Annotated in this window: 17 protein-coding genes and 2 pseudogenes; 9 read left to right on the forward strand and 10 right to left on the reverse strand. The window is 62.6% G+C overall.

The annotated features are described in order from the left end of the window. Window positions 1-26: 26 nt before the first annotated feature. Window positions 27-1193 carry a GGDEF domain-containing protein gene (locus AC0L3L_RS27670; protein ID WP_473487245.1) on the reverse strand — a complete coding sequence of 389 codons (1167 nt, stop codon included), beginning with the start codon at window positions 1191-1193 and terminating at the stop codon, window positions 27-29. 267 nt (window positions 1194-1460) lie between these two features. Between AC0L3L_RS27670 and parE the strand changes: the two genes are divergently transcribed. From parE to AC0L3L_RS27685, 3 genes and pseudogenes are all read left to right on the forward strand, one after another. Continuing rightward, window positions 1461-3512 carry a DNA topoisomerase IV subunit B gene (gene parE / locus AC0L3L_RS27675; protein ID WP_473640128.1) on the forward strand — a complete coding sequence of 684 codons (2052 nt, stop codon included), beginning with the start codon at window positions 1461-1463 and terminating at the stop codon, window positions 3510-3512. Between the two features lie 24 nt (window positions 3513-3536). Then, window positions 3537-4219, forward strand: a pseudogene (locus AC0L3L_RS27680) (IS5 family transposase); the annotation flags it as partial. 75 nt (window positions 4220-4294) lie between these two features. After that, a complete protein-coding gene (locus AC0L3L_RS27685) occupies window positions 4295-5176 on the forward strand; it encodes an ABC transporter substrate-binding protein (protein ID WP_473640130.1) in 882 nt (293 codons plus the stop codon). A 187-nt stretch (window positions 5177-5363) separates the two neighbouring features. On the opposite strand, the gene AC0L3L_RS27690 is transcribed toward AC0L3L_RS27685, so the two are convergent. Then, window positions 5364-6485: a DUF2336 domain-containing protein gene (locus AC0L3L_RS27690; RefSeq protein WP_473640132.1), complete on the reverse strand. Its 1122-nt coding sequence runs from the start codon at window positions 6483-6485 to the stop codon at window positions 5364-5366. 224 nt (window positions 6486-6709) lie between these two features. On the opposite strand from AC0L3L_RS27690, the gene AC0L3L_RS27695 reads away from it, so the two are divergent. Both AC0L3L_RS27695 and AC0L3L_RS27700 read left to right on the forward strand, forming a co-directional pair. Continuing rightward, complete coding sequence (locus AC0L3L_RS27695) at window positions 6710-7186, forward strand: MaoC family dehydratase (RefSeq protein WP_473487241.1); 477 nt, start codon at window positions 6710-6712, stop codon at window positions 7184-7186. 3 nt (window positions 7187-7189) lie between these two features. Beyond that, a complete protein-coding gene (locus AC0L3L_RS27700; protein ID WP_473640134.1) occupies window positions 7190-8071 on the forward strand; it encodes an HpcH/HpaI aldolase/citrate lyase family protein in 882 nt (293 codons plus the stop codon). Window positions 8072-8083: 12 nt separating this feature from the next. Here AC0L3L_RS27700 and AC0L3L_RS27705 read toward each other — a convergent pair whose 3' ends face one another. After that, window positions 8084-8692: a flavin reductase family protein gene (locus AC0L3L_RS27705; RefSeq protein ID WP_473640136.1), complete on the reverse strand. Its 609-nt coding sequence runs from the start codon at window positions 8690-8692 to the stop codon at window positions 8084-8086. Continuing rightward, window positions 8693-9277: a nitroreductase family protein gene (locus AC0L3L_RS27710; protein ID WP_192357365.1), complete on the reverse strand. Its 585-nt coding sequence runs from the start codon at window positions 9275-9277 to the stop codon at window positions 8693-8695. A gap of 154 nt (window positions 9278-9431) precedes the next feature. On the opposite strand from AC0L3L_RS27710, the gene AC0L3L_RS27715 reads away from it, so the two are divergent. Beyond that, the gene (locus AC0L3L_RS27715; protein ID WP_473640138.1) at window positions 9432-10397 is read left to right on the forward strand and encodes a hypothetical protein; all 966 of its coding nucleotides are present in this window, start codon (window positions 9432-9434) and stop codon (window positions 10395-10397) included. Window positions 10398-10449: 52 nt separating this feature from the next. On the opposite strand, the gene AC0L3L_RS27720 is transcribed toward AC0L3L_RS27715, so the two are convergent. From AC0L3L_RS27720 to AC0L3L_RS27740, 5 genes and pseudogenes are all read right to left on the reverse strand, one after another. Continuing rightward, entirely contained in the window at window positions 10450-11388 is a 939-nt protein-coding gene (locus tag AC0L3L_RS27720) for a lysophospholipid acyltransferase family protein (protein WP_473529219.1), read from the reverse strand. A 119-nt stretch (window positions 11389-11507) separates the two neighbouring features. Continuing rightward, the gene (thrS, locus tag AC0L3L_RS27725; protein ID WP_473640140.1) at window positions 11508-13484 is read right to left on the reverse strand and encodes a threonine--tRNA ligase; all 1977 of its coding nucleotides are present in this window, start codon (window positions 13482-13484) and stop codon (window positions 11508-11510) included. 166 nt (window positions 13485-13650) lie between these two features. Next, window positions 13651-14475: pseudogene (gene blaOXA, locus AC0L3L_RS27730) on the reverse strand (class D beta-lactamase). Between the two features lie 134 nt (window positions 14476-14609). Continuing rightward, entirely contained in the window at window positions 14610-14978 is a 369-nt protein-coding gene (gene yidD / locus AC0L3L_RS27735) for a membrane protein insertion efficiency factor YidD (RefSeq protein ID WP_473640141.1), read from the reverse strand. Between the two features lie 7 nt (window positions 14979-14985). Beyond that, a complete protein-coding gene (locus tag AC0L3L_RS27740; RefSeq protein WP_473640143.1) occupies window positions 14986-15432 on the reverse strand; it encodes an iron-sulfur cluster assembly scaffold protein in 447 nt (148 codons plus the stop codon). Window positions 15433-15671: 239 nt separating this feature from the next. Here AC0L3L_RS27740 and folE point away from each other — a divergent pair, with 239 nt between their 5' ends. From folE to AC0L3L_RS27755, 3 genes are all read left to right on the forward strand, one after another. Next, window positions 15672-16307, forward strand: a complete 636-nt coding sequence (gene folE, locus AC0L3L_RS27745; protein WP_023801043.1) for a GTP cyclohydrolase I FolE — start codon at window positions 15672-15674, stop codon at window positions 16305-16307. A 138-nt stretch (window positions 16308-16445) separates the two neighbouring features. Next, window positions 16446-16916, forward strand: a complete 471-nt coding sequence (hisI, locus tag AC0L3L_RS27750; RefSeq protein ID WP_473640145.1) for a phosphoribosyl-AMP cyclohydrolase — start codon at window positions 16446-16448, stop codon at window positions 16914-16916. A gap of 84 nt (window positions 16917-17000) precedes the next feature. After that, window positions 17001-17969 carry a patatin family protein gene (locus tag AC0L3L_RS27755; protein ID WP_473487233.1) on the forward strand — a complete coding sequence of 323 codons (969 nt, stop codon included), beginning with the start codon at window positions 17001-17003 and terminating at the stop codon, window positions 17967-17969. 35 nt (window positions 17970-18004) lie between these two features. Here AC0L3L_RS27755 and recJ read toward each other — a convergent pair whose 3' ends face one another. Next, the gene (gene recJ, locus AC0L3L_RS27760; RefSeq protein WP_473640147.1) at window positions 18005-19789 is read right to left on the reverse strand and encodes a single-stranded-DNA-specific exonuclease RecJ; all 1785 of its coding nucleotides are present in this window, start codon (window positions 19787-19789) and stop codon (window positions 18005-18007) included. Between the last annotated feature and the right edge of the window lie 15 nt (window positions 19790-19804).

A 19804-nucleotide genomic window follows, 5' to 3' on the forward strand; every position in this document is an offset into this window, starting at 1 on the left:
GTCTAATAAGAAGATAGAAGCCTCAATCAGGCAGAACGCAAGGCCGGCGCGTCGGCCTTGCTCGTCTTCTGGGCGACGACGCGATTTCGCCCGGCGCGCTTTGCCGCATAAAGTGCGGCGTCGGCTTCGGCCAGCACATGGTCGAGACTGGTCCCATCCGTCCCGCCAAAGCCGATGCCGCCACTGACGGTGCTACGCAACGGACCAAGCTGGGTGGCCACGATTTCCGTGCCGAAGGCGACGCTGATCTTGCTCGCAATGTCGTAAGCCTTCTCTTCAGTCATCCGCGACATGACGAGGACGAATTCCTCGCCACCCAGCCGGAAGGCGTCGACTCCGGTCCTGGCATATTTCCTGATGACAGCGGCGAAGCGGCGCAGAACCTGATCACCGACCGGATGACCGAATACGTCGTTCGTTTTTTTGAAATGATCGAGGTCGAACATGGCAACGGACATGAACGGGCCGAAAACCCGCTCACCGTAGAATGCCGTCAACGCCCGCCGGTTCATCAGCCCGGTCAATGGGTCGGTCATGGTCTCGGCCTTCAATTCGATCTGCGCCTGCAAGTGGTGCAGGGAGAGCGTCAGTGCGCCGAGCCCGGTCATGCAGGCGACCGCGACGACGGAATTCAACCGTTCGGCCCAATTGTCGGGCGCAACGCCGAGCTCCCATTGGCCCTCGACCAGCAGGACCGCGCCGCAAAGCACGAAGGACAGCGCACAGACGCAGCTCAGGAAGGAAACGACCAGCAATATCCGGCGATCGTGGCCACCTTTGATCCAGAACATCACCCCGATAAGCGAGAGCAGCGCCGTTACCGTCGCGTAGGTGACGATGAAGCCGACGCCATCAAGGCCCAGCGACGTCGCGCCTGCGCAAACCGCCATCGCAGCCACGGTCGGCAAGATGGCGCGCCTGTAGTCGCGCACGCCGAGATACTGCATGGCCGACAGGCAGAGGGTCAGGAAGCCCAGGCTGAGAAGCGCAAGCACAATCTGGCAAAGCCAGGGGCTGGGATGCCTGGCATAATGCCAGAACAAGACCACATGCGCGACGAGCACGAGAATGCCGCACGCCACCGTCAGCACATAGCGTGCCTGCGGCGCGGTGAACCAGATCGCAAACATGGTGATGCTGAGGCACGTGCCCGACAGCGCCGCCGCGAGTAGGAGCGAACTGTAATCCAACATGCGCTAGCAGCAGCCTTTTCACGGGTTCTGCCGCATTCTAGGCCACCGGCAGTGGACGGATACCGTTTTTCGGCCAACCTTCGGACGTAACCTTCGGACAAGGTTTACAAAGCGTCGATGCCCTCGACCCATTTCCGCCGCTTGGTTGTCGGATGGTTTTGCAGTAAGAGGCTCTATCCTCGAACGTAACAGGAACCTCCGTCGCCTGCCCGCAAAAAGCGTGGCAGTATCGGGTGGTGATTCGCAGCATCGGAATCCAGGACCAGCATGGACGACAGTAACGATCTTTTCGGCAGTTTGGACAAGCAGCCGCAACCGGTTCGCGCAACCGCACGCCCGGCCGACCCGCTGGTGCAGGCGGCGAAGCGCCCGGCATCCCGCGACGGCAGCGAGAGCTACAGCGCCGCCGACATCGAGGTTCTGGAAGGGCTGGAGCCGGTGCGGCGGCGACCCGGCATGTATATCGGCGGCACCGACGACAAGGCGATGCACCATTTATTCGCCGAGGTCATCGACAATTCGATGGACGAGGCGGTCGCCGGCCACGCAACCTTCATCGATGTCGAGCTTTCTGCCGACGGATATCTGGCGGTCACCGATAATGGCCGCGGCATTCCGGTCGATCCGCATCCGAAATTCAAGAAGCCGGCGCTCGAAGTCATCATGACGACGCTGCATTCCGGCGGCAAGTTCGACAGCAAGGTCTACGAGACCTCGGGCGGCCTGCACGGGGTCGGCGTCTCCGTCGTCAACGCGCTGTCGGACCATCTCGAGGTCGAAGTCGCGCGCGGCCGCCAGCTCTATCGCCAGCGCTTTTCGCGCGGCGTTCCGGTGACCGGCCTGGAGCAGCTCGGCGAGGTGCATAACCGCCGCGGCACCAGGATACGCTTCCATCCCGACGAGCAGATCTTTGGCAAGGGTGCGGCATTCGAGCCGGCGCGGCTCTACCGCATGACCCGCTCGAAAGCCTATCTGTTCGGTGGCGTCGAGATCCGCTGGACCTGCGATCCGTCGCTGATCAAGGAGAAGGACACGACACCGGCTAAGGCCGAGTTCCATTTTCCCGGTGGCCTCAAGGACTATCTGAAAGCCTCGCTCGGCGACGAATTCCAGGTCACCCGCGAAATCTTTGCCGGCAAAAGCGACAGGCAAGGCGGCCACGGCTCGCTCGAATGGGCGGTGACCTGGTTCGGCGGCGACGGGTTCCTCAATTCCTACTGCAACACCATTCCGACCGGCGAAGGCGGCACGCACGAGGCGGGCTTCCGCAACGTTTTGACCCGCGGCCTGCGCGCCTATGCCGAGTTGGTCGGCAACAAGCGCGCTTCGATCGTCACGTCGGAAGACGTCATGATCTCGGCGGCAGGCATGCTGTCGGTGTTCATCCGTGAGCCGGAATTCGTCGGCCAGACCAAGGACAGGCTGGCGACGATCGAGGCGATCAGGATCGTCGAGACTGCCATCCGCGACCCCTTCGATCACTGGCTGGCCGACAATCCGCAGGAAGCCTCGAAGCTGCTCGAATGGGTGATCGCACGTGCCGACGAACGGGTGCGCCGCCGCCAGGAAAAGGAAGTGTCGCGCAAGAGCGCGGTGCGCAAGCTGCGGCTGCCCGGCAAGCTCGCCGACTGCACGCAGAATGCCGCGGCCGGCGCAGAACTCTTTATTGTCGAGGGCGATTCGGCCGGCGGCTCGGCGAAACAGGCGCGCGACCGCGCCAGCCAGGCGGTGCTGCCGCTGCGCGGCAAGATCCTCAACGTCGCCAGCGCCGGCAACGACAAGCTGGCCGGCAACCAGCAGATTTCCGACCTGATCCAGGCGCTTGGCTGTGGCACGCGGTCAAAATACCGCGATGAGGATCTGCGCTACGACCGGGTCATCATCATGACCGACGCCGACGTCGACGGCGCCCATATCGCTTCGTTGCTGATCACCTTCTTCTATCAGGAGATGCCGAGCCTGGTCCGCGGCGGCCATCTCTATCTGGCGGTGCCGCCGCTCTACTCGATCCGGCAAGGCGGCAAGGTCGCCTATGCCCGCGACGACGCGCACAAGGACGAACTTCTGCGCACCGAGTTCACCGGGCGCGGCAAGGTCGAAATCGGCCGCTTCAAGGGGTTGGGCGAAATGATGGCCGCCCAGCTCAAGGAAACCACCATGGACCCGAGAAAGCGCACGCTGCTCAGGGTCGATGTGATCGACGCCGAGGCGGCGACCAAGGACACGGTCGACGCGCTGATGGGCACCAAGCCGGAAGCCCGCTTCCGCTTCATCCAGGAACGTGCGGAATTCGCCGAGACGGAAGTGCTGGACATCTGAGCGTTCTAGGGTTCGGACCCATAAACGCGTGGCAAGCCGCGCGTCGATGACTGCCGGGTGATCAGCGGGATCGTCCACGTTCTGAAGTCCGGCGGGCGCTGGATCGATGCGCCCCCCGACTATCGGCCGCGCAAGACCGTCCACAACCACTATGTCCGCTGGGCGGCCAAGGGCGTCTGGGCTGACCTCTTTCACGCTCTCGCCAGCGCCGGCGGCCCGCCGGCCCAAGTGCTCATCGGCTCCTCCGCCGTGAAGGCGCACCGCTCGGCCTCGGGCGGAACGGGGGGAGCGCAATCAGGCGATCGGCCGTTCGCGCGGCGGGCGCACGACCAAAATCCACGCGCTGACCGATCGTGAATGCCGGCCCATCGCCTTCCAGCTGACCGGCGGCCAGGTCGCTGATTGCACGGCAGGATCAGCTTTGCTGAAGCAGATGCCGGCCGCCCGAATCCTCATGGCGACAAGGGTTACGACAGCAACGCCATTCGCCGCCAGGTCGAGGCGAAGGCACGATGCCGAACATCCCGCCCAAGGCCAACAGGCGTTGGAACAACTGCTTCTCGCCCGTGCTCTACCGCGACCGCAACGCCATCGAGCGCATGTTCTGCCGCCTCAAGGACTTCCGCATCGCAACCCGATACGGCCGTCTTGCCGTCAACTTTCTCGCTGCCATCTGCATCGCCGCGACCGTCAACTACTGGTTATGAGTTTGTCCTCCGCTCTGTTAGATTTCAACCAGTGAGAGGATTCCAGCGGCGGAGAGGGAGTTGCCCACAGTTGGCATGGCCACAATCGGCATCATCACCGCGGGACCTGGGCGGCCGATCGAGGGGTTCAAAGCGGGGCTCAAAGAACTGGGGTTTGTCGAGGGTCACAGCATACGCTTTGAACAACGATCGGCCGATGGTGATTTGAGCCGGATTCCTGCATTCGCCGCTGAACTGCTTCGACTGAAGGTCGACCTTGTCGCTGTCATCGGCGCAGTGACCGCTCGCGCGGTTCAGAAGGCAACAACGCAGCTACCGATCATTTATTCTGTTGTTGTCGATCCGGTGACCGATAGCCTTGCCGCGTCCATGGAGAAGCCAGGCGGCAATATGACAGGCGTGACGAGCTTCGATCCGAACCAAGCTCGGTCCCATGTCGAGTTGCTGAAGGCTGTTGCGCCAACTCTGGATCGGGTCGCGATCATCAGCGACCAGGGCGTGTCCGATTGCCTTTCAGCTTCGAATTCCAAAGCGGCACGGGAGCTTGGCCTTGCCCCGCAGGTTCTTCGCGTCAGCGGTCCTCAGCCTGATATCGAGGGCGCGTTCACGGCGATGGAGCACGGGCGGGCCGGAGCCCTCATCGTTCTGGAAGAACCCGTCATTTCGGCGCACCGCACCAGAATTGCCGAGCTTGCGATTTCCTATCGGCTGCCGACTGTCTTCCCCAGGGAGCAGATCGATGCGGGCGGCCTGTTCTGTTACGGCACAAGCCTGAGAAACGCGACCCAGCAGATGGCGCAGAGCGCAAAGAAGATTCTCAATGGAAGCAGCCCCGGCGACTTGCCTGTCGAGGTTTTGTCCCAGCATGAGTTGGTCGTAAACCTGCGGACCGCACGAAGGCTTGGTCTCGCAGTGCCCACAACGATCATCGATCAAGCCGTCCAAGTGATTGATTAGCTTCACTGCTATTGTGGCGCCACGCTTTCCCAGCAAGCCTAAGCCTATGTTGGGGCACCTCGCCATCCGAGGCAGCCGGCTTTCTGGGTTGCCATGGCTAAATTATGAGTCTGGACCCTTGTACGTGAGCACCGGAAGCGCAGGAAACCATCGTTTGCGGGCCGGCATCACCTGAATATCGACATACCTACGCCGCAGCGATTGCCAGCGCATGGCCACGCGCGTTTTCGCGCAGCGCATCGAGATGGATCGATTTGACCAATCCGGCGAGATCGCCTTCGGCGGACTGCCCGCCCAATTCCTTCAGCATTAGCCAACTGACTTCCTGGACGCCGGCGAGGCGCTTGCCATTGGCGACCTCGCGCCAGATCTTTAGCGCGCGCAGGATGATCGCGTGCGTGGCCGCAGCAAGGCCGGCGCTGCGGAACAGCGCCTGCAGCGCCACGTCGTGCCCGCCGGCCAGCAGCGCTCTCACCCGTTGCTCGGACTGCTGGCTGAGCGCGACCAGCGCCGAGCCGAAGAAGTCGACCTTGCCATGCGCGATGGTGCGAATGATGAAGCTTGTGGTCAGGTCGCCGCGCAGGCGCAGATGCTCGATGAGCGCCGCATGTTCTTCCTGGCGCGTGCCTTCGATCAGCGTCATGGAAGCTTTGACGCAGGCGTCGCGCATGACGCGCTCGGTTCTGGCACGGCCCATCAGCGCCACCACCAGCGGCGAGCCTTTAAGCGTTTCACCAAGTTTTATCAGCAGCATATGCCGGCAATCGGCTGGCAGGCGCGCATCGGAAATCAGCGCTTCGCGCACTGAAGGCAGATGGCCATGGCGTTCGGCGATACGGCGGAAGCTGAGCGAAGCGATGTCGGCGCCGCTGTTGGCGAGAAGCGTGGCGCAGGCTTCCGGCTCGCCGATTTCGGCGATCGCCGCTGCGACCGCCATGGAGACACGCGCACGATCCGCGATCAGTTTCTGCGTCGCCTTTTGGCCACCGGCAACGCGGTCGATCAGATCGGCGTCGGTGAGCATCGGCGAACGTGCCAGCACCAGGCTTGCAACTTCCGGTTGATCTGACGCCAGCGCGCTGATGATCTGCAGCGGCGCGTGATGGCTCATCGACAGCGCTTCTGCAATCGCCAGCCGCACTTTCGACGAGGCATCATCGAGCAGCAGCGTCAGCGCTGCCTCCGCCGCGCAGCGATCCTCGAAAGGCAGATCGGCATTGATGTAGGCGCGAGCCAGAGCGCCTGCCGCAGCGGCGCGCTCCGAAACCCTCGCCGTGTAGATCCATTTCAGGAAATGCGAAACAACCATGCCGTCCGCTGCGCCCCTAACCCGAGTCCGTTCCCGCCCCGTGACGACCGTAGGCAGAAATGGTTTACGAACGGTTCACCATGTTTGTTAACTGGCTTGCGAGCGCGGTATGCAGCGCCTATCAACCTTTCCTTAGGGCGACATGGTCCCTTTCGGAAAGTACGCTCTAACACTTTGAATCTTCGCATCGTGCTTTCCGAAAAATCGATTCCGATTTCGGGCCGATGCGGCAGCGGAGGACATCGATCATGGCCGGGCTTTATCTGGAAGAGTTCGTCGTCGGCCATGTCTTCCGGCACACGCTGCGGAAAACCGTCACTGAAAGCGACAACATGCTGTTTTCGGTAATGACGCTGAACCCGCAACCGCTGCACATCGATTTCGACTTCGCCGCCAAAAGCGAATGGGGCAAGCCGCTGGTCAATTCGCTGTTCACGCTGGGCCTGATGATCGGCATTTCGGTGAACGACATCACCGTCGGCACCACCATCGCCAATCTCGGCATGAAGGAGACGGTGTTTCCGCATCCGGTCTTCCACGGCGACACGATCCGCGTCGAGACGACGGTGGTGTCGGTGCGCGACTCCAGGTCGAAGCCGGACCGCGGCATCGTCGAGTTCGAGCACCGCGCCTACAACCAGAACGACGTGCTCGTCGCCAAATGCACGAGGCAGGCGATGATGATGAAGAAGGCGGCCTGACCGATGCGCTCGCTGCTGTTCGTTCCCGGCGATTCCGAAAAGAAGCTGGAAAAGGCGTTTGGCGCGGGCGCCGACGTGGTCATCGTCGATCTCGAGGATTCGGTTGCGCCACAAAACAAGGCTTTGGCACGCGACATCGCCGCACGGTTCATCACCGAACACAGGCATCAAACCAGATCCGCAATCTATGTCCGCATCAACGATCTCTCGACCGGCCTGACCGATGACGACCTGGCGGCACTCGTGCCAGTGAAACCCCACGGCATCATGCTGCCGAAGTCGAACAGCGGCCAGGATGTCCAGCATCTCTCGGCCAAGCTCAGGGTGCACGAGGCCGAAAGCGGGCTGCCGGATGGTGCGATAAAAATCCTGCCGATCATCACCGAAACAGCTGCCGGCGTGCTGGCGGCTGCGACCTACGCCAACGCAAGTGCGCGGCTTGTCGGCGTGACCTGGGGTGCGGAAGATCTATCGGCAGCAATCGGTGCGCGCACGGCCCGCGACGAGAATGGCCGCTACACCGATGTGTTCCGCTTCGCCCGCACCATGACCATCCTCGCCGCGGGTGCCGCGGAAGTCGCGGCGATCGACACGGTTTTTCCGCACTTTCGCGACGTGGCCGGCTTCGAGGCGGAATGCGCCGAGGCAGAGCGCGACGGCTTCACCGGCAAGATGGCGATCCATCCGGCGCAGGTGCCGGTCATCAACGCCGCCTTCACGCCGTCGGCCGAGGCGGTGAAACACTCCCTGGTGATCGTCGAGGCATTCGAGGCGGCTGGAAATCCCGGCGTCGTCGGCATCGATGGCAAGATGTACGACCGGCCGCATCTCAAGCTGGCAGAGCGACTTCTGGCGCGAGCCAGAGCGGCAGGGATTTCGGCCTAAAATTTTCCCAGCCTAATCTTTTCTCCAGCGAGGCCGGCTCATTGAAAATATCTCGCTGACGCTGGCATAGTCCATATAGCCGAGACGGCCGACATTGCCCGCCTTGACGATATCGAACATGCCGTCTTTCAGAAATGCATCGTCGATATGCACGCCGACGACTTCGCCGGCAACGACGACAGCGCCGGTCAGCGTCCCGTCCAGCGCCTTTGGCCGCAGGATCTCTGTCACCCGGCATTCAAGCGCCGCGGGCGCTGCCGCCACGCGGGGCGGCGCAACAAGGCGCGACGGCGCCATGGTGAGATCGGCATAGTCGAATTCGGTGACGCCGCGCGGCGCATCGACCGCCGTGCGGACCATTTTTTCAGCAAGATCGCGGCTGACGAGATTGGCGACGAACTCGCCTGTTTCTTCGGCGAAGGTCGCGCTGTCCTTCTCGCCTTCGGACGAAAACCACACGACGAAGGGCCGCGTCGAAAACGCATTGAAGAAGGAATAGGGGGCGAGGTTGACCTCGCCGGCCTTGTTCACCGTCGAGATCCAGCCGATCGGCCGTGGCGCCACGATCGCCTTGGACGGGTCATGCGGCAGCCCGTGACCTTTAGACGGCTCGTAGAACATTCAGCCCACCCACGGCCCCGCATAGTCGGCATAGAGCTTTGCCGGATCAGGCCGCGGCCGCTCGGGCGCCGGCCCCTGATAGGAGCCGATATGGACGAATCCGACGACCCGCTCATGCGGCGCCAGCCCCAGGATCGCCCTGCCCTCCGGCACATCGGAATACCAGTTGCTGATCATGTTGGTGCCATAGCCCAGCGCATTGGCTGATATCATCAGGTTCATCGCCGCCATGCCGCCGGACAGGAACATCTCCCATTGTGGGATTTTTGGGTTTTCCTTCGGGCTCGACACCACGCCGATCACCAGCGGCGCGCGCGAAAAGCGCGCCAGTTCCTGGTTGTGGCGGCCTTCTGGCAGCGGCCCTTCGCGCTGTGCGGCAAGGGCTGCCAGCTTCTTGCCGATCTCGACGCGTGCCTCGCCCCGATAGAGGATGAAGCGCCAGGGCTCGAGCCGGCCGTGGTCCGGCACCCGCGAGGCGGCGGCAATCATCGTCGCGATGTCAGCGTCGCTAGGTGCTGGTTCCTTCAACTCCGGGATCGGCACGGAATTTCGGGTCAGCAGAAAATCGATGATCGGCGACGCCATGGGCGCAAGTCTCCTTGGAATTTAAGCTGAAGCGCACCATCGGGCATCGGGCGGCTCGGGCATTGGCGCGGCGCGCCGACAAAGAGCCTCTAGCAGAAGCTGATCGGACTCTTAAGCCTTGAAATTGCCACCGCCTTGGGCTTCAACGCAAGGCATGTTTGAGGGGACATTGCGACTTTTCCTGATCTGGCTCGCAGCCGCACTGTTGATGGTGCCGGTTTCGCTTGCCGTCGCTCAGGATGCGGATGGCGTCGGAGATCTGAAACTTCCCGGAATTTCGAGCTATGCGCCTCCGAAAAGCGATGCACCGCTGGCATCGGGGAGCAGCGGGGCGATCACGCTGTCGGCGCAATTGACCGACAAGGGCGCCGACATCACACGCGGCATCGTCTGGCGCGTCTTCAAGCCTGACCCCACCGGCGACGGCAAGCTGCCGATGGTCGCTTCCGCCCATGGCGGCAGCGCGGTGTTCCAGCTCGAGCCCGGCAGCTATCTGGTCCATGCCTCCTACGGCCGGGCCGGCGCCACCAAGCGCATCACCGTCGGCAAGGACGCCAAGCGCGAAAGCCTCGTGCTCGATGCCGGCGGACTCAAGCTCGACGCCGTGCTATCGGGCGCGGTGCGAATACCGCCGAAGAAACTGCGCTTTTCGATCTATGAAGGCCAAGCCGAGGCCAATCACGATCGCGCCCTGATCATACCCGATGTCGAGCCGAACAGCGTCGTGCGGCTGAACGCGGGCGTCTACCACGTCGTCTCGACCTATGGCTCGGTGAATGCGGTCATCCGCTCCGACATCCGCGTCGAGGCCGGCAAGCTGACCGAAGCGGCCGTCGAGCATCGTGCGGCGGAGATGACCATGAAGCTGGTACGCGAGTCGGGTGGAGAGGCAATTGCCGACACCTCCTGGTCGTTGCTCAACGAATCCGGTGATCCCATCAAGGAAACCGTCGGCGCCTTTGCTTCGATGGTGCTTGCCGAGGGCGACTACACCATCATCGCCAAGAACCGCGACCGGATCTACCAGAAGGATTTTACCGTCGTGGCCGGGCAGAACAAGGAAATCGAGGTTTTGGCCACGGAGGCTTCGGCGATGGATCCTGAGGAAGGCGCGGACTAACCGTCCGGACACTGCCCTGTAGATTCGGGTCCAGCAGCCTATGATTTGTCGATCAGGCCGCCTTGCGTATGCGTCGCGGCAGGAATTGGCCGCGGCCGCGCGCCTCGGCCGGCGCCAGATCGAAAACGCCACGATGGAGGCGGTCGAGCAAAGCCTTGCGGTCGCGCAGCGGCTCCAGTTCGTCCCATCCCAACACGTCGCCGATGCGCACGTCGATCGATTTGCCCGACAGCCGCGCGAATTCGTGGATGAGTAGGGAAATGCGCAGCGTCAGCGAAGCCCTACCGACTAACTTCGCCACACGCCCGTCGCGCTCGGCCATGTTCATCGGTCCGCTGACCAGGTGGAACAGCCGGCCGTTCTGGCCGGAAAAGTGCATTGGGACAACCGATGCCTTGGCATCCTGGACGAGACGGGCCGGAAACATCTTCCACGGCAGATCACGCGCCCGGCCAAAACCTTTCGGCGCGGTGGCGACGCCGCCCGCGGGGAAGATGACGATGATGACGCCCTCTTTCAGCAGCCGCACCGCCTCATGGCGCACCGCCATGTTGTTCCTGAGCGCGTCCTTGGTCTCGGAAAAGTCGATCGGCACCGAATAGGGCTCCATCTCGCGGATCTTGAGCAGATCCTTGTGGATCATCACACGGAACGGGCGCTGAAGCTGCTCGGCCAGCGAGAGCACCGCAATGCCGTCGCCGATCCCAAACGGATGGTTGGCGACGATCACCAGCGGCGTGTCAGGCAATTTTCCCGGCGGCCATTGGCCGGTGGTCCGCACCTCGACATCGATCAGCTCCAGCATGCGGCTGAACACGCGCTCGCCGGTCGGCACCACATGGCGCCGCCAAAAGTCATAGAGGGCCGCGAAGCGGTCGCGACCGGACAGGCCTTCGATGGAGTGGATGAACCAGCGCGTCAATGCCGGCTGATGCGGGCTGGCATAGGAAAGCTCGGGAAACGGTCTTTCGCGCAACTTCAGCTTGAGCATGAGGGCTCGTTACAAGGCTGGCGTGACAAGCATGTGAAATGGCAGGCATGTGAAATAGCGGCATGTGAAAATGGCGGTGGATCGCTCCACCGCCATTCCGTCGACAAATCCGGCTGAACTCAGGCCGCTCGTTTGCGCCTGCGGTCGGGCGTTACCGCCTCTTCGGCCAGCATTGCCACCGCCTTGCCAAGACCAAGCGACTCCTGGTCGCGCGAGCCGAGCCGGCGGATGTTGACCGTCTCTTCCTCCGCCTCGCGCTTGCCGCAGACGAGGATGACCGGAACCTTGGCCAGCGAGTGCTCGCGGACCTTGTAGTTGATCTTCTCGTTGCGAAGATCGGTCTCCGCCAACAGTCCGGCTGCCTTCAGTTGCGCGACGACCTTTTGCGAGTAATCGTCGGCATCGGAAGTGATCGTTGCAACCACCACTTGCAGCGGTGCGAACCACAGCGGGAAATGGCCGGAATAATTCTCGATCAGGATACCGAGGAAGCGCTCCATCGACCCGCAGATGGCGCGATGCACCATCACCGGCTGCTTCTTTTCCGAATCGGAACCGATGTAGAAGGCGCCGAACCGTTCCGGCAGGTTGAAGTCGACCTGCGTGGTGCCGCATTGCCAGTCGCGGCCGATGGCGTCCTTCAGCACATATTCGAACTTCGGCCCGTAGAACGTGCCCTCGCCCGGATTGACGCCCGTCTTGATCCGGTTGCCCGACCGCGCCGCGATCTTGTCGAGCACGTCCTGCAGCACGCCCTCGGCATGATCCCACATCGCGTCGGTGCCGACCCGTTTTTCGGGGCGGGTCGCCAGCTTGACGGTGATTTCGTCGAAGCCGAAGTCGGCATAGGTCGACAGGATCAGGTCGTTGATCTTGATGCACTCGTCGGCGAGCTGTTCCTCGGTGCAGAAGATGTGAGCATCGTCCTGGGTAAAGCCGCGCACGCGCATCAACCCATGCAGCGCGCCGGACGGCTCATAGCGATGCACATTGCCGAATTCCGCAAGTTTTACCGGCAGATCGCGGTAGGACTTCAGCCCGTGCTTGAAGATCTGGACGTGGCCGGGGCAGTTCATCGGCTTCAGCGCAAACATCCGGTCGTCGTCGGTGTCGTCGCCGGCAACCGTCACCTTGAACATATTGTCCCGGTACCAGCCCCAGTGGCCTGACGTCTCCCACAGGCTCTTGTCGAGCACTTGCGGCGCGTTGACTTCCTGATAACCCTGCTCGTCGAGGCGGCGGCGCATGTAGTTGACCAGGTTCTGGAACATTCTCCAGCCCTTGGCATGCCAAAAGACGACGCCCGGCCCCTCCTCTTGGAAATGGAACAGGTCCATCTCGCGGCCGAGCTTCCGGTGATCGCGCTTTTCGGCTTCCTCCAGCATCATCTGGTAGGCATCGAGCTGCGCCTGGTCAGCCCAGGCCGTGCCGTAGATGCGGGTCAGCATCGGGTTGTTGCTGTCGCCGCGCCAATAGGCGCCGGCCACCTTCATCAGCTTGAAGGCGCTTCCGATCTGCCCGGTCGAGACCATATGCGGGCCGCGGCAGAGGTCGAACCAATCGCCCTGCGCGTAGATCTTGAGGTCCTGATTTTTGGGGATGGCTTCGATCAGTTCCAGCTTGTAGCGCTCGCCCTTCTCGGCAAAGATTTTTTTCGCCTTCTCGCGCGACCACACCTCTTTGGTGAACGGCTTGTTGCGCGCGATGATCTCGCGCATCTTTTTCTCGATCACCGGGAAATCGTCGGGCGTGAACGGCTCGTTGCGGGCAAAATCATAGTAGAACCCGTTCTCGATCACCGGGCCGATGGTCACCTGTGTACCCGGCCACAATTCCTGCACGGCTTCGGCCAGCACGTGTGCTGCGTCGTGGCGGATGAGCTCCAGCGCGCGCGGGTCTTCGCGGGTGATGATCTCGACCTTGCCGGACTTGCCGAGCGGATCGGAAAGATCGCGCACCACGCCATCGATCGAGTAGGCGACCGCCTTCTTGGCCAGCGACTTAGAGATCGATTCTGCCAGGCCGGCGCCGGTCATCGCCGCGTCGTAGTCGCGGACGGAGCCATCGGGAAATGTCAGGGAAACGGAATTCAGCATAAAATTCTCCTATCCAGTCCCGCAAACGAGCGCGGGTGGTGAATTGCACGTCGCCCAAGAGTGTGCAGCGGTTTTGGGGCTACGACATGCATAAAGTCAAAAGCCGGATGCGTCCGGCGGCAGTCTTTTATGGGCAGATTCCCGTGCCGTAAAGGCGAATGGCCGATCACTTGGTCTTGTTGATGAGATTCGGCAGGTCTTTCAGGAATATCGCCCGCGTCTGAGGACCCTTGGGCGTGTCGGAACGTTTCGTATCGATTACCAGGCGGGCAAAGACGATATTGCGCGTATCCTTGTTGGCCCAGCCGACAAACCAGCCAAGCCAGCGCTTGTCGGCGCTGTCGCCAAGCCTGGTGGTCCCGGTCTTGCCCTGCACGGTCCAGCCACCTGCCTGGAAGGTCGGCAAGATCGCCTCGGTCATCGCATAGGCCTTATCCGAAACCGGCAGTTTGCGGGCGAGCAAGCGGCGCAAGAAATCGACCTGTTCAACCGGCGATATCTCAAGGGAAGAATTCACTCAGGACCGGGTGAGGCCATCATTCTTGCCGGGAGTGCCGCAAACATCGGTGTTGCTGTAGTCGAATTTCGAGACGTAGCCGGCAAACCGTTCGCTGCCGAGGCGGCGGGTGATTTCCCCCGAAAACCACAGCACCGAGTCCTTTTCCCAGATCGTCGGATCGACGGTTTTCTGGTCCCGCTTAACCGCCTTGAACTCGGGCTTGTAGTCCCACGCCGGCGTGTGCGCGTCGCCCAGGATTCCCGCGTCATAGCCGATCAGGGCCAATGGGACCTTGAACGTCGAGGCGGGACTGAAGCGCTGGTCACAAATCCCTTGCCGATGCAGCGTTTCGCCGCTCGCAGCATCCAGGATCAGCGTGCATTCGACGTCCTTCAGTGGTGCGGATTGAGCGCGGATCGGAAAACCCAACAGCCAGGCCAGAAGGTAGATAACCAAGGCGAAAACGAATGGACGGCGGTCTAGCTGGCGCATTGGCAATCTCTCCTGATGGCTGTCAGGAGCGGCTTAGCGAGGCGCTTTGTCTCGATTTTGTCTTAAATGCGCAAGATGCTGTTAACCCTAGCAAATCGTAAAGATCTGCCCGATGCAGAGCTCCCCTTTCCGCGTTAGCTCTCAGGATCACCGCGCTTTTTTCCGATCCGCCAGTACCGCCAGGGCGTCAACCAGACATAGCGATCGGCCAGCACCTCCGGCACACGATCAATGCCATGCGTTCCGCCCGGCCCGCAGCGCAGCACGCGGAAAAACCCCATCCAGCCGCCGGCCCATAATCCATGGCGGGCGATCGCTTCATGCGCATATTCGGAACAGGTCGGCAGGTGCCGGCAGGAATTGCCGACAAAGCCGGACAGCGTCAGCTGGTAAAAACGCACGAGCGACGTGCCGAGAATTCGGCCGGGCGTCTTGCGCCATGGGCCGGGCCAGTTGCGCGTGTATCGCGGCCGCTGATGCTGGTGCGTGTGATCCGTCGCCATTTGACGGCTACGCCGCCCGTTCGGCGCGCTTCTTCTCGATCTGGCCGATTGCGTCGACCACCGCATCGAAGGTCAGCATGGTCGAGGCATGGCGCGCCTTATAGTCGCGCACCGGTTCGAGATATCTGAGGTCGGCGAAGCGGCCTTCGGGCGGCGCGCCGTTTTCCTTCAGCATCTTCAGCATCGTCTCGCGAACGCTGCGCAATTCATCCGCGCTGGCGCCGACGACATGCTGCGCCATGATCGAGGACGACGCCTGGCCAAGCGCGCAGGCTTTGACGTCATGGGCGAAATCGGTGACGACGCCGTCATCCATCTTCAGATCGACGGTCACGGTCGAGCCGCACAGCTTGGAATGCGCGCGCGCGGTTGCGTCGGGATGGTCGAGCCGGCCGATCCGCGCGATATTCCCGGCAAATCCCAGAATTTTCGCATTGTAGACATCGTCGATCATATTTTTCCAATCCGTCGCCGCCAAGCGAACAGCGATTGCCGCTGACGGTCTTCCTTTCGCTCGGCACGATCATATATAATGCTGGTACTCGGGTATGGACAAGGCAACCACAACCTCGTCCTTGCTCAAATCACTTCACGCCGCTTACGGGCTGGAAACAGGGCACGTTTCTAACACCCGAAAGGTCGTGGTCCGTTCAACTCGTTCCTCCTGAGAGGGGAACTACGGGAGACGCCTTTATGGATGCCGTCATCAAGAAATTCATGCCCCCTTCCGCCTATATGGAAAAGCCGGTCACCGATCGGCCGACCGAGGCCGAAGCCGAGGCCGCGGTCCGCACGCTGTTACGCTGGACCGGCGACAATCCGGACCGGGAGGGCCTGGTCGATACGCCAAAGCGTGTGGTGAAGGCCTATCGCGAAATGTTCGGCGGCTACGACAAGTGCCCGGCCGAGGAACTCGGCCGCACTTTCGAGGAAGTCGCCGGCTATGACGACCTTGTCCTCGTCAAGGATATAACATTCCATTCGCACTGCGAGCACCACATGGTGCCGATCATCGGGAAGGCGCATGTCGGCTATCTGCCGGATGGCAAGGTTGTCGGCCTGTCCAAGATCGCGCGCGTCGTCGATATCTTCGCCCAGCGCCTGCAGACCCAGGAAGCCATGACCGCACAGATCGCCGGCGTCATCCAGGACGTGCTCAATCCGCGCGGCGTCGCCGTCATGCTCGAAGCCGAGCATATGTGCATGGCCATGCGCGGCATCCGCAAGGAAGGCTCGACGACGCTGACCTCGACCTTCACCGGCGTCTTCAAGGACACGCCCGAGGAACAGGTCCGTTTCGTTACCATGGTGCGCGGCGGCAGGGGCTGAACGACCGTCGCCGGTCGCTAGCCATGCCCCCGAGAAGCGGGAACCGGTTCTCGGATAGGATCATGGCCAAACAACAAGACAGGGCCTCGCCCATTCCGATCCTATCGGAATGGGCGAGGCCCTGAACAAGGACCGGCGATGTCGGCAGTGGAATTTCCGAAAGCTCCATCAGACAAGAAGGCACTGGAAGAAAGCACGGTCTTTTCGCCGCGCTTCGATGCCGGCGGCCTCGTCACCGTCGTCGTCACCGATGCCGAAAACGGCATGCTGCTGATGGTCGCGCATATGAACGCCGAAGCGCTGGCGCTGACGCTGGAAACCGGCATCGCCCACTACTGGTCGCGCTCGCGCAACGCTCTGTGGAAGAAGGGCGAAACGTCCGGGAATGTCCAGAACGTCGTCGAGATGCTCACGGATTGTGACCAGGATGCCATATGGTTGCGCGTCAAAGTGATGGGCCACGACGCAACCTGCCACACCGGCCGGCGTTCTTGCTTTTATCGGACGGTGGGACTGATCGGCGGCAAGGGGACGCTTGCCAGCGACGGCAGCAAGCCGCTGTTCGATGCGGAAAAAACGTATCGAAAGCCCCGTGAACCATCCATATGAACCATTCGCCGAACTGCAGCCACGTATATTCATGATTTCGGAACGGTCAACCTGTATGTTGGCCGTGGGACAAGGGAGATTGTGATGCTCGAATGGGCGTCATCGCGCAACAGACCGGACGTTCGAGAGGCCAATGGCCTGTCATCGTCCGCCGGTGCATCCGAAACGAACCCCGCCAAGAAAACAGGCATTTCGCTGGCATTGGGCGGCGGCTGCGCGCGCGGCTGGGCCCATATCGGCGTGCTGCGCGCGCTCGACGAAGCCGGCATCGAAGTGTCGATGATCGCCGGCACCTCGATCGGCGCGCTGGTCGGCGGCTGCTATCTTGCCGGCAAGCTGGACGAGTTGGAAGAATTCGCCAGAAGCCTGACGAAGCGGCGCATATTTGGTCTTCTCGATCTCAATCTGCGCGGCAGCGGGCTGTTCGGCGGCATGAAGCTCGATGCACGGCTGCGCGAGCACATGGCCGGCATCCGTTTCGAGGATCTGCCCAAGCCTTTCGTCTGCGTCACCTCGGAGATCCGCACCGGCCATGAAATCTGGCTGTCGGGCGGGTCGCTGATTACCGCCATGCGCGCCTCCTATGCGCTGCCCGGCGTTTTCGAACCGGTCAGTTGCAACGGGCGCGTGCTGGTCGACGGTGCGCTGGTCAATCCGGTTCCGGTCTCGGTCTGCCGCGCCTACGAGCAGCCGCTCGTGGTCGCGGTGAACCTTCACTACGATCTGTTCGGCCGCGCCGCCGTCATCAAGCACAGCGCCGGCGAACTGTTCGTCGAAAAGGATGCGCCAAGGCCCGGCCAGATCGACGCAGGGCACCAGTACCAGACACGGCTCGGCATCACCGGCGTCATGGTCGAAGCCTTCAACATCATCCAGGACCGCATTTCGCGTGCGCGACTTGCCGGCGACCCGCCTGACATGTCGCTTCAGCCTAAGCTCAGCCATATCGGCCTGACCGAGTTCCACCGCGCCGACGAGGCGATCCGCATCGGCTATCAGGTGACGATGGCCCAGATCGATGAACTGGTCCGCCTGCAGACGGTTCTGGCTTAAACGCGATCCCGCGCGGCAGAATCGGGAAGCGATTCTCAGGCGCATGCGGCATCGACGATGCGGAACTGCACCGTGCGGTTGCCGTTCCAGTGATTGCCCGACAGCGAACCGGCGACGTGCACCGGCTTGCCCCTGTTCTTGAACAGGAATTCGCCGAGCGCCGTATCGACGGCGCGAAAGGCGATCGCCTGGATGCGGCCGCCGCTTGCCGACTGCAACTCGGCGCGGATGTGATTGGTGCCGACCGGCCTTGCATCGGCGAGGCGATGGCGCGGCAGCGCGAAGATCGGTGCGACATGCCCGGCGCCGAACGGGCCGGCTTTCTCCAATGCATCGAGCAAGCCGAGCGTCGCGCCCTCGGCGGCCAGCGCACCGTCGATCGCCAGGCTCTCCTCGCCATGCAGCCGGAGCACGTCGGCCGCCGCTCGTTCCTCGAAGAAGGCCCTGAGCGCGCCAAGTTTCGCCCGCTCCACTGTGATGCCGGCCGCCATGCCATGGCCGCCGCCCTTGACGATCAGCCCGGCAATGGCCGCCTCGCGCACCAGCCGGCCAAGGTCGAAGCCCGACACCGAACGGCCCGACCCCGTGCCGACACCGTTGGCGTTGAAGGCGATGGCGAAAGCGGGCCGGCGCGCATGGTCCTTGAGCCGCGAGGCCAGCAGGCCGACGATGCCCGGATGCCAGCTGGAGCTGGCGGTGACGACGATGGCCGGCCCATTGCCGCCAGCAAGCTCGGCATCGGCCTCGACGCGTGCCGCGGCCAGCATTTCCAGTTCCATCTGCTGCCGCTCCTGATTGAGCCGGTCCAGCGTCTCGGCGATGGTGCGGGCCTCGACGGGATCGTCGGTGGCGAGCAGGCGGCTACCGAGCGCTGCGTCGCCGATGCGTCCGCCGGCATTGATGCGCGGGCCGATCAGATAGGCCAGGTGGAAGGTGCTGACTGGCTCGCCGATGCGCGAGACCCGGGCCAGCGCCGCCAGCCCTTCATTCCTCTGCTGGCGCGCCATCTGCAGTCCCTTGACCACGAAGGCGCGGTTGACGCCTGTCAGCGGCACCACGTCGCAGACGGTCGCCAACGCCACGAGGTCGAGCAAGCCGAGCAGGTCGGGCGGTTCGGCATCCGGCAACCGGCCGCGCAGGACCTTCGCCGTCTGCACCAGAGCCAGGAAGACGACGCCGGCGGCACAAAGATGGCCCTGCCCCGAAAGGTCGTCCTCGCGATTGGGATTGACCACCGCAACCGCTGCCGGCAACGGACCGCCGAGCTGGTGATGGTCGAGCACCACGACATCGGCGCCGGCAGCGTTCGCCGCGTCGATGGAAATGGCGCTGTTGGTGCCGCAATCGACGGTGACGATCAGCGTCGCGCCGCGCGAGACGAGTTCGCGCATGGCTTCCGGATTGGGGCCGTACCCCTCGAAGATACGATCCGGTATGTAGATCTCCGCTGGCACGGAGAAATGCGTGAGAAACCGCTTGAGCAACGCCGATGAGGCGGCGCCATCGACATCGTAGTCGCCGAAGATCGCCACCTTTTCCCTGGCAATGATTGCCCCGGCGATGCGGGCGGCGGCCTTGTTCATGTCGGTCAGCGATGCCGGGTCCGGCAAAAGGTCGCGGATGGTCGGATCAAGGAACCGCTCGGTCTGCTCGGCGGTCACGCCGCGCCCGGCAAGCACGCGCGCGACGATGTCCGGCACGCCATAGCCTTGCGCTATGGCAAGCGCGGTCATGTCCTGCCGCTCGGTCAGCCGGTGTTCCCAGGAAACACCTGATGCCGACTGCCTGACGTCAAGGAAGATACGGTTTTCGCCCGTCATGCGACGCGCCGTCTG

This window comes from Mesorhizobium sp. WSM4849 (assembly GCF_055811385.1).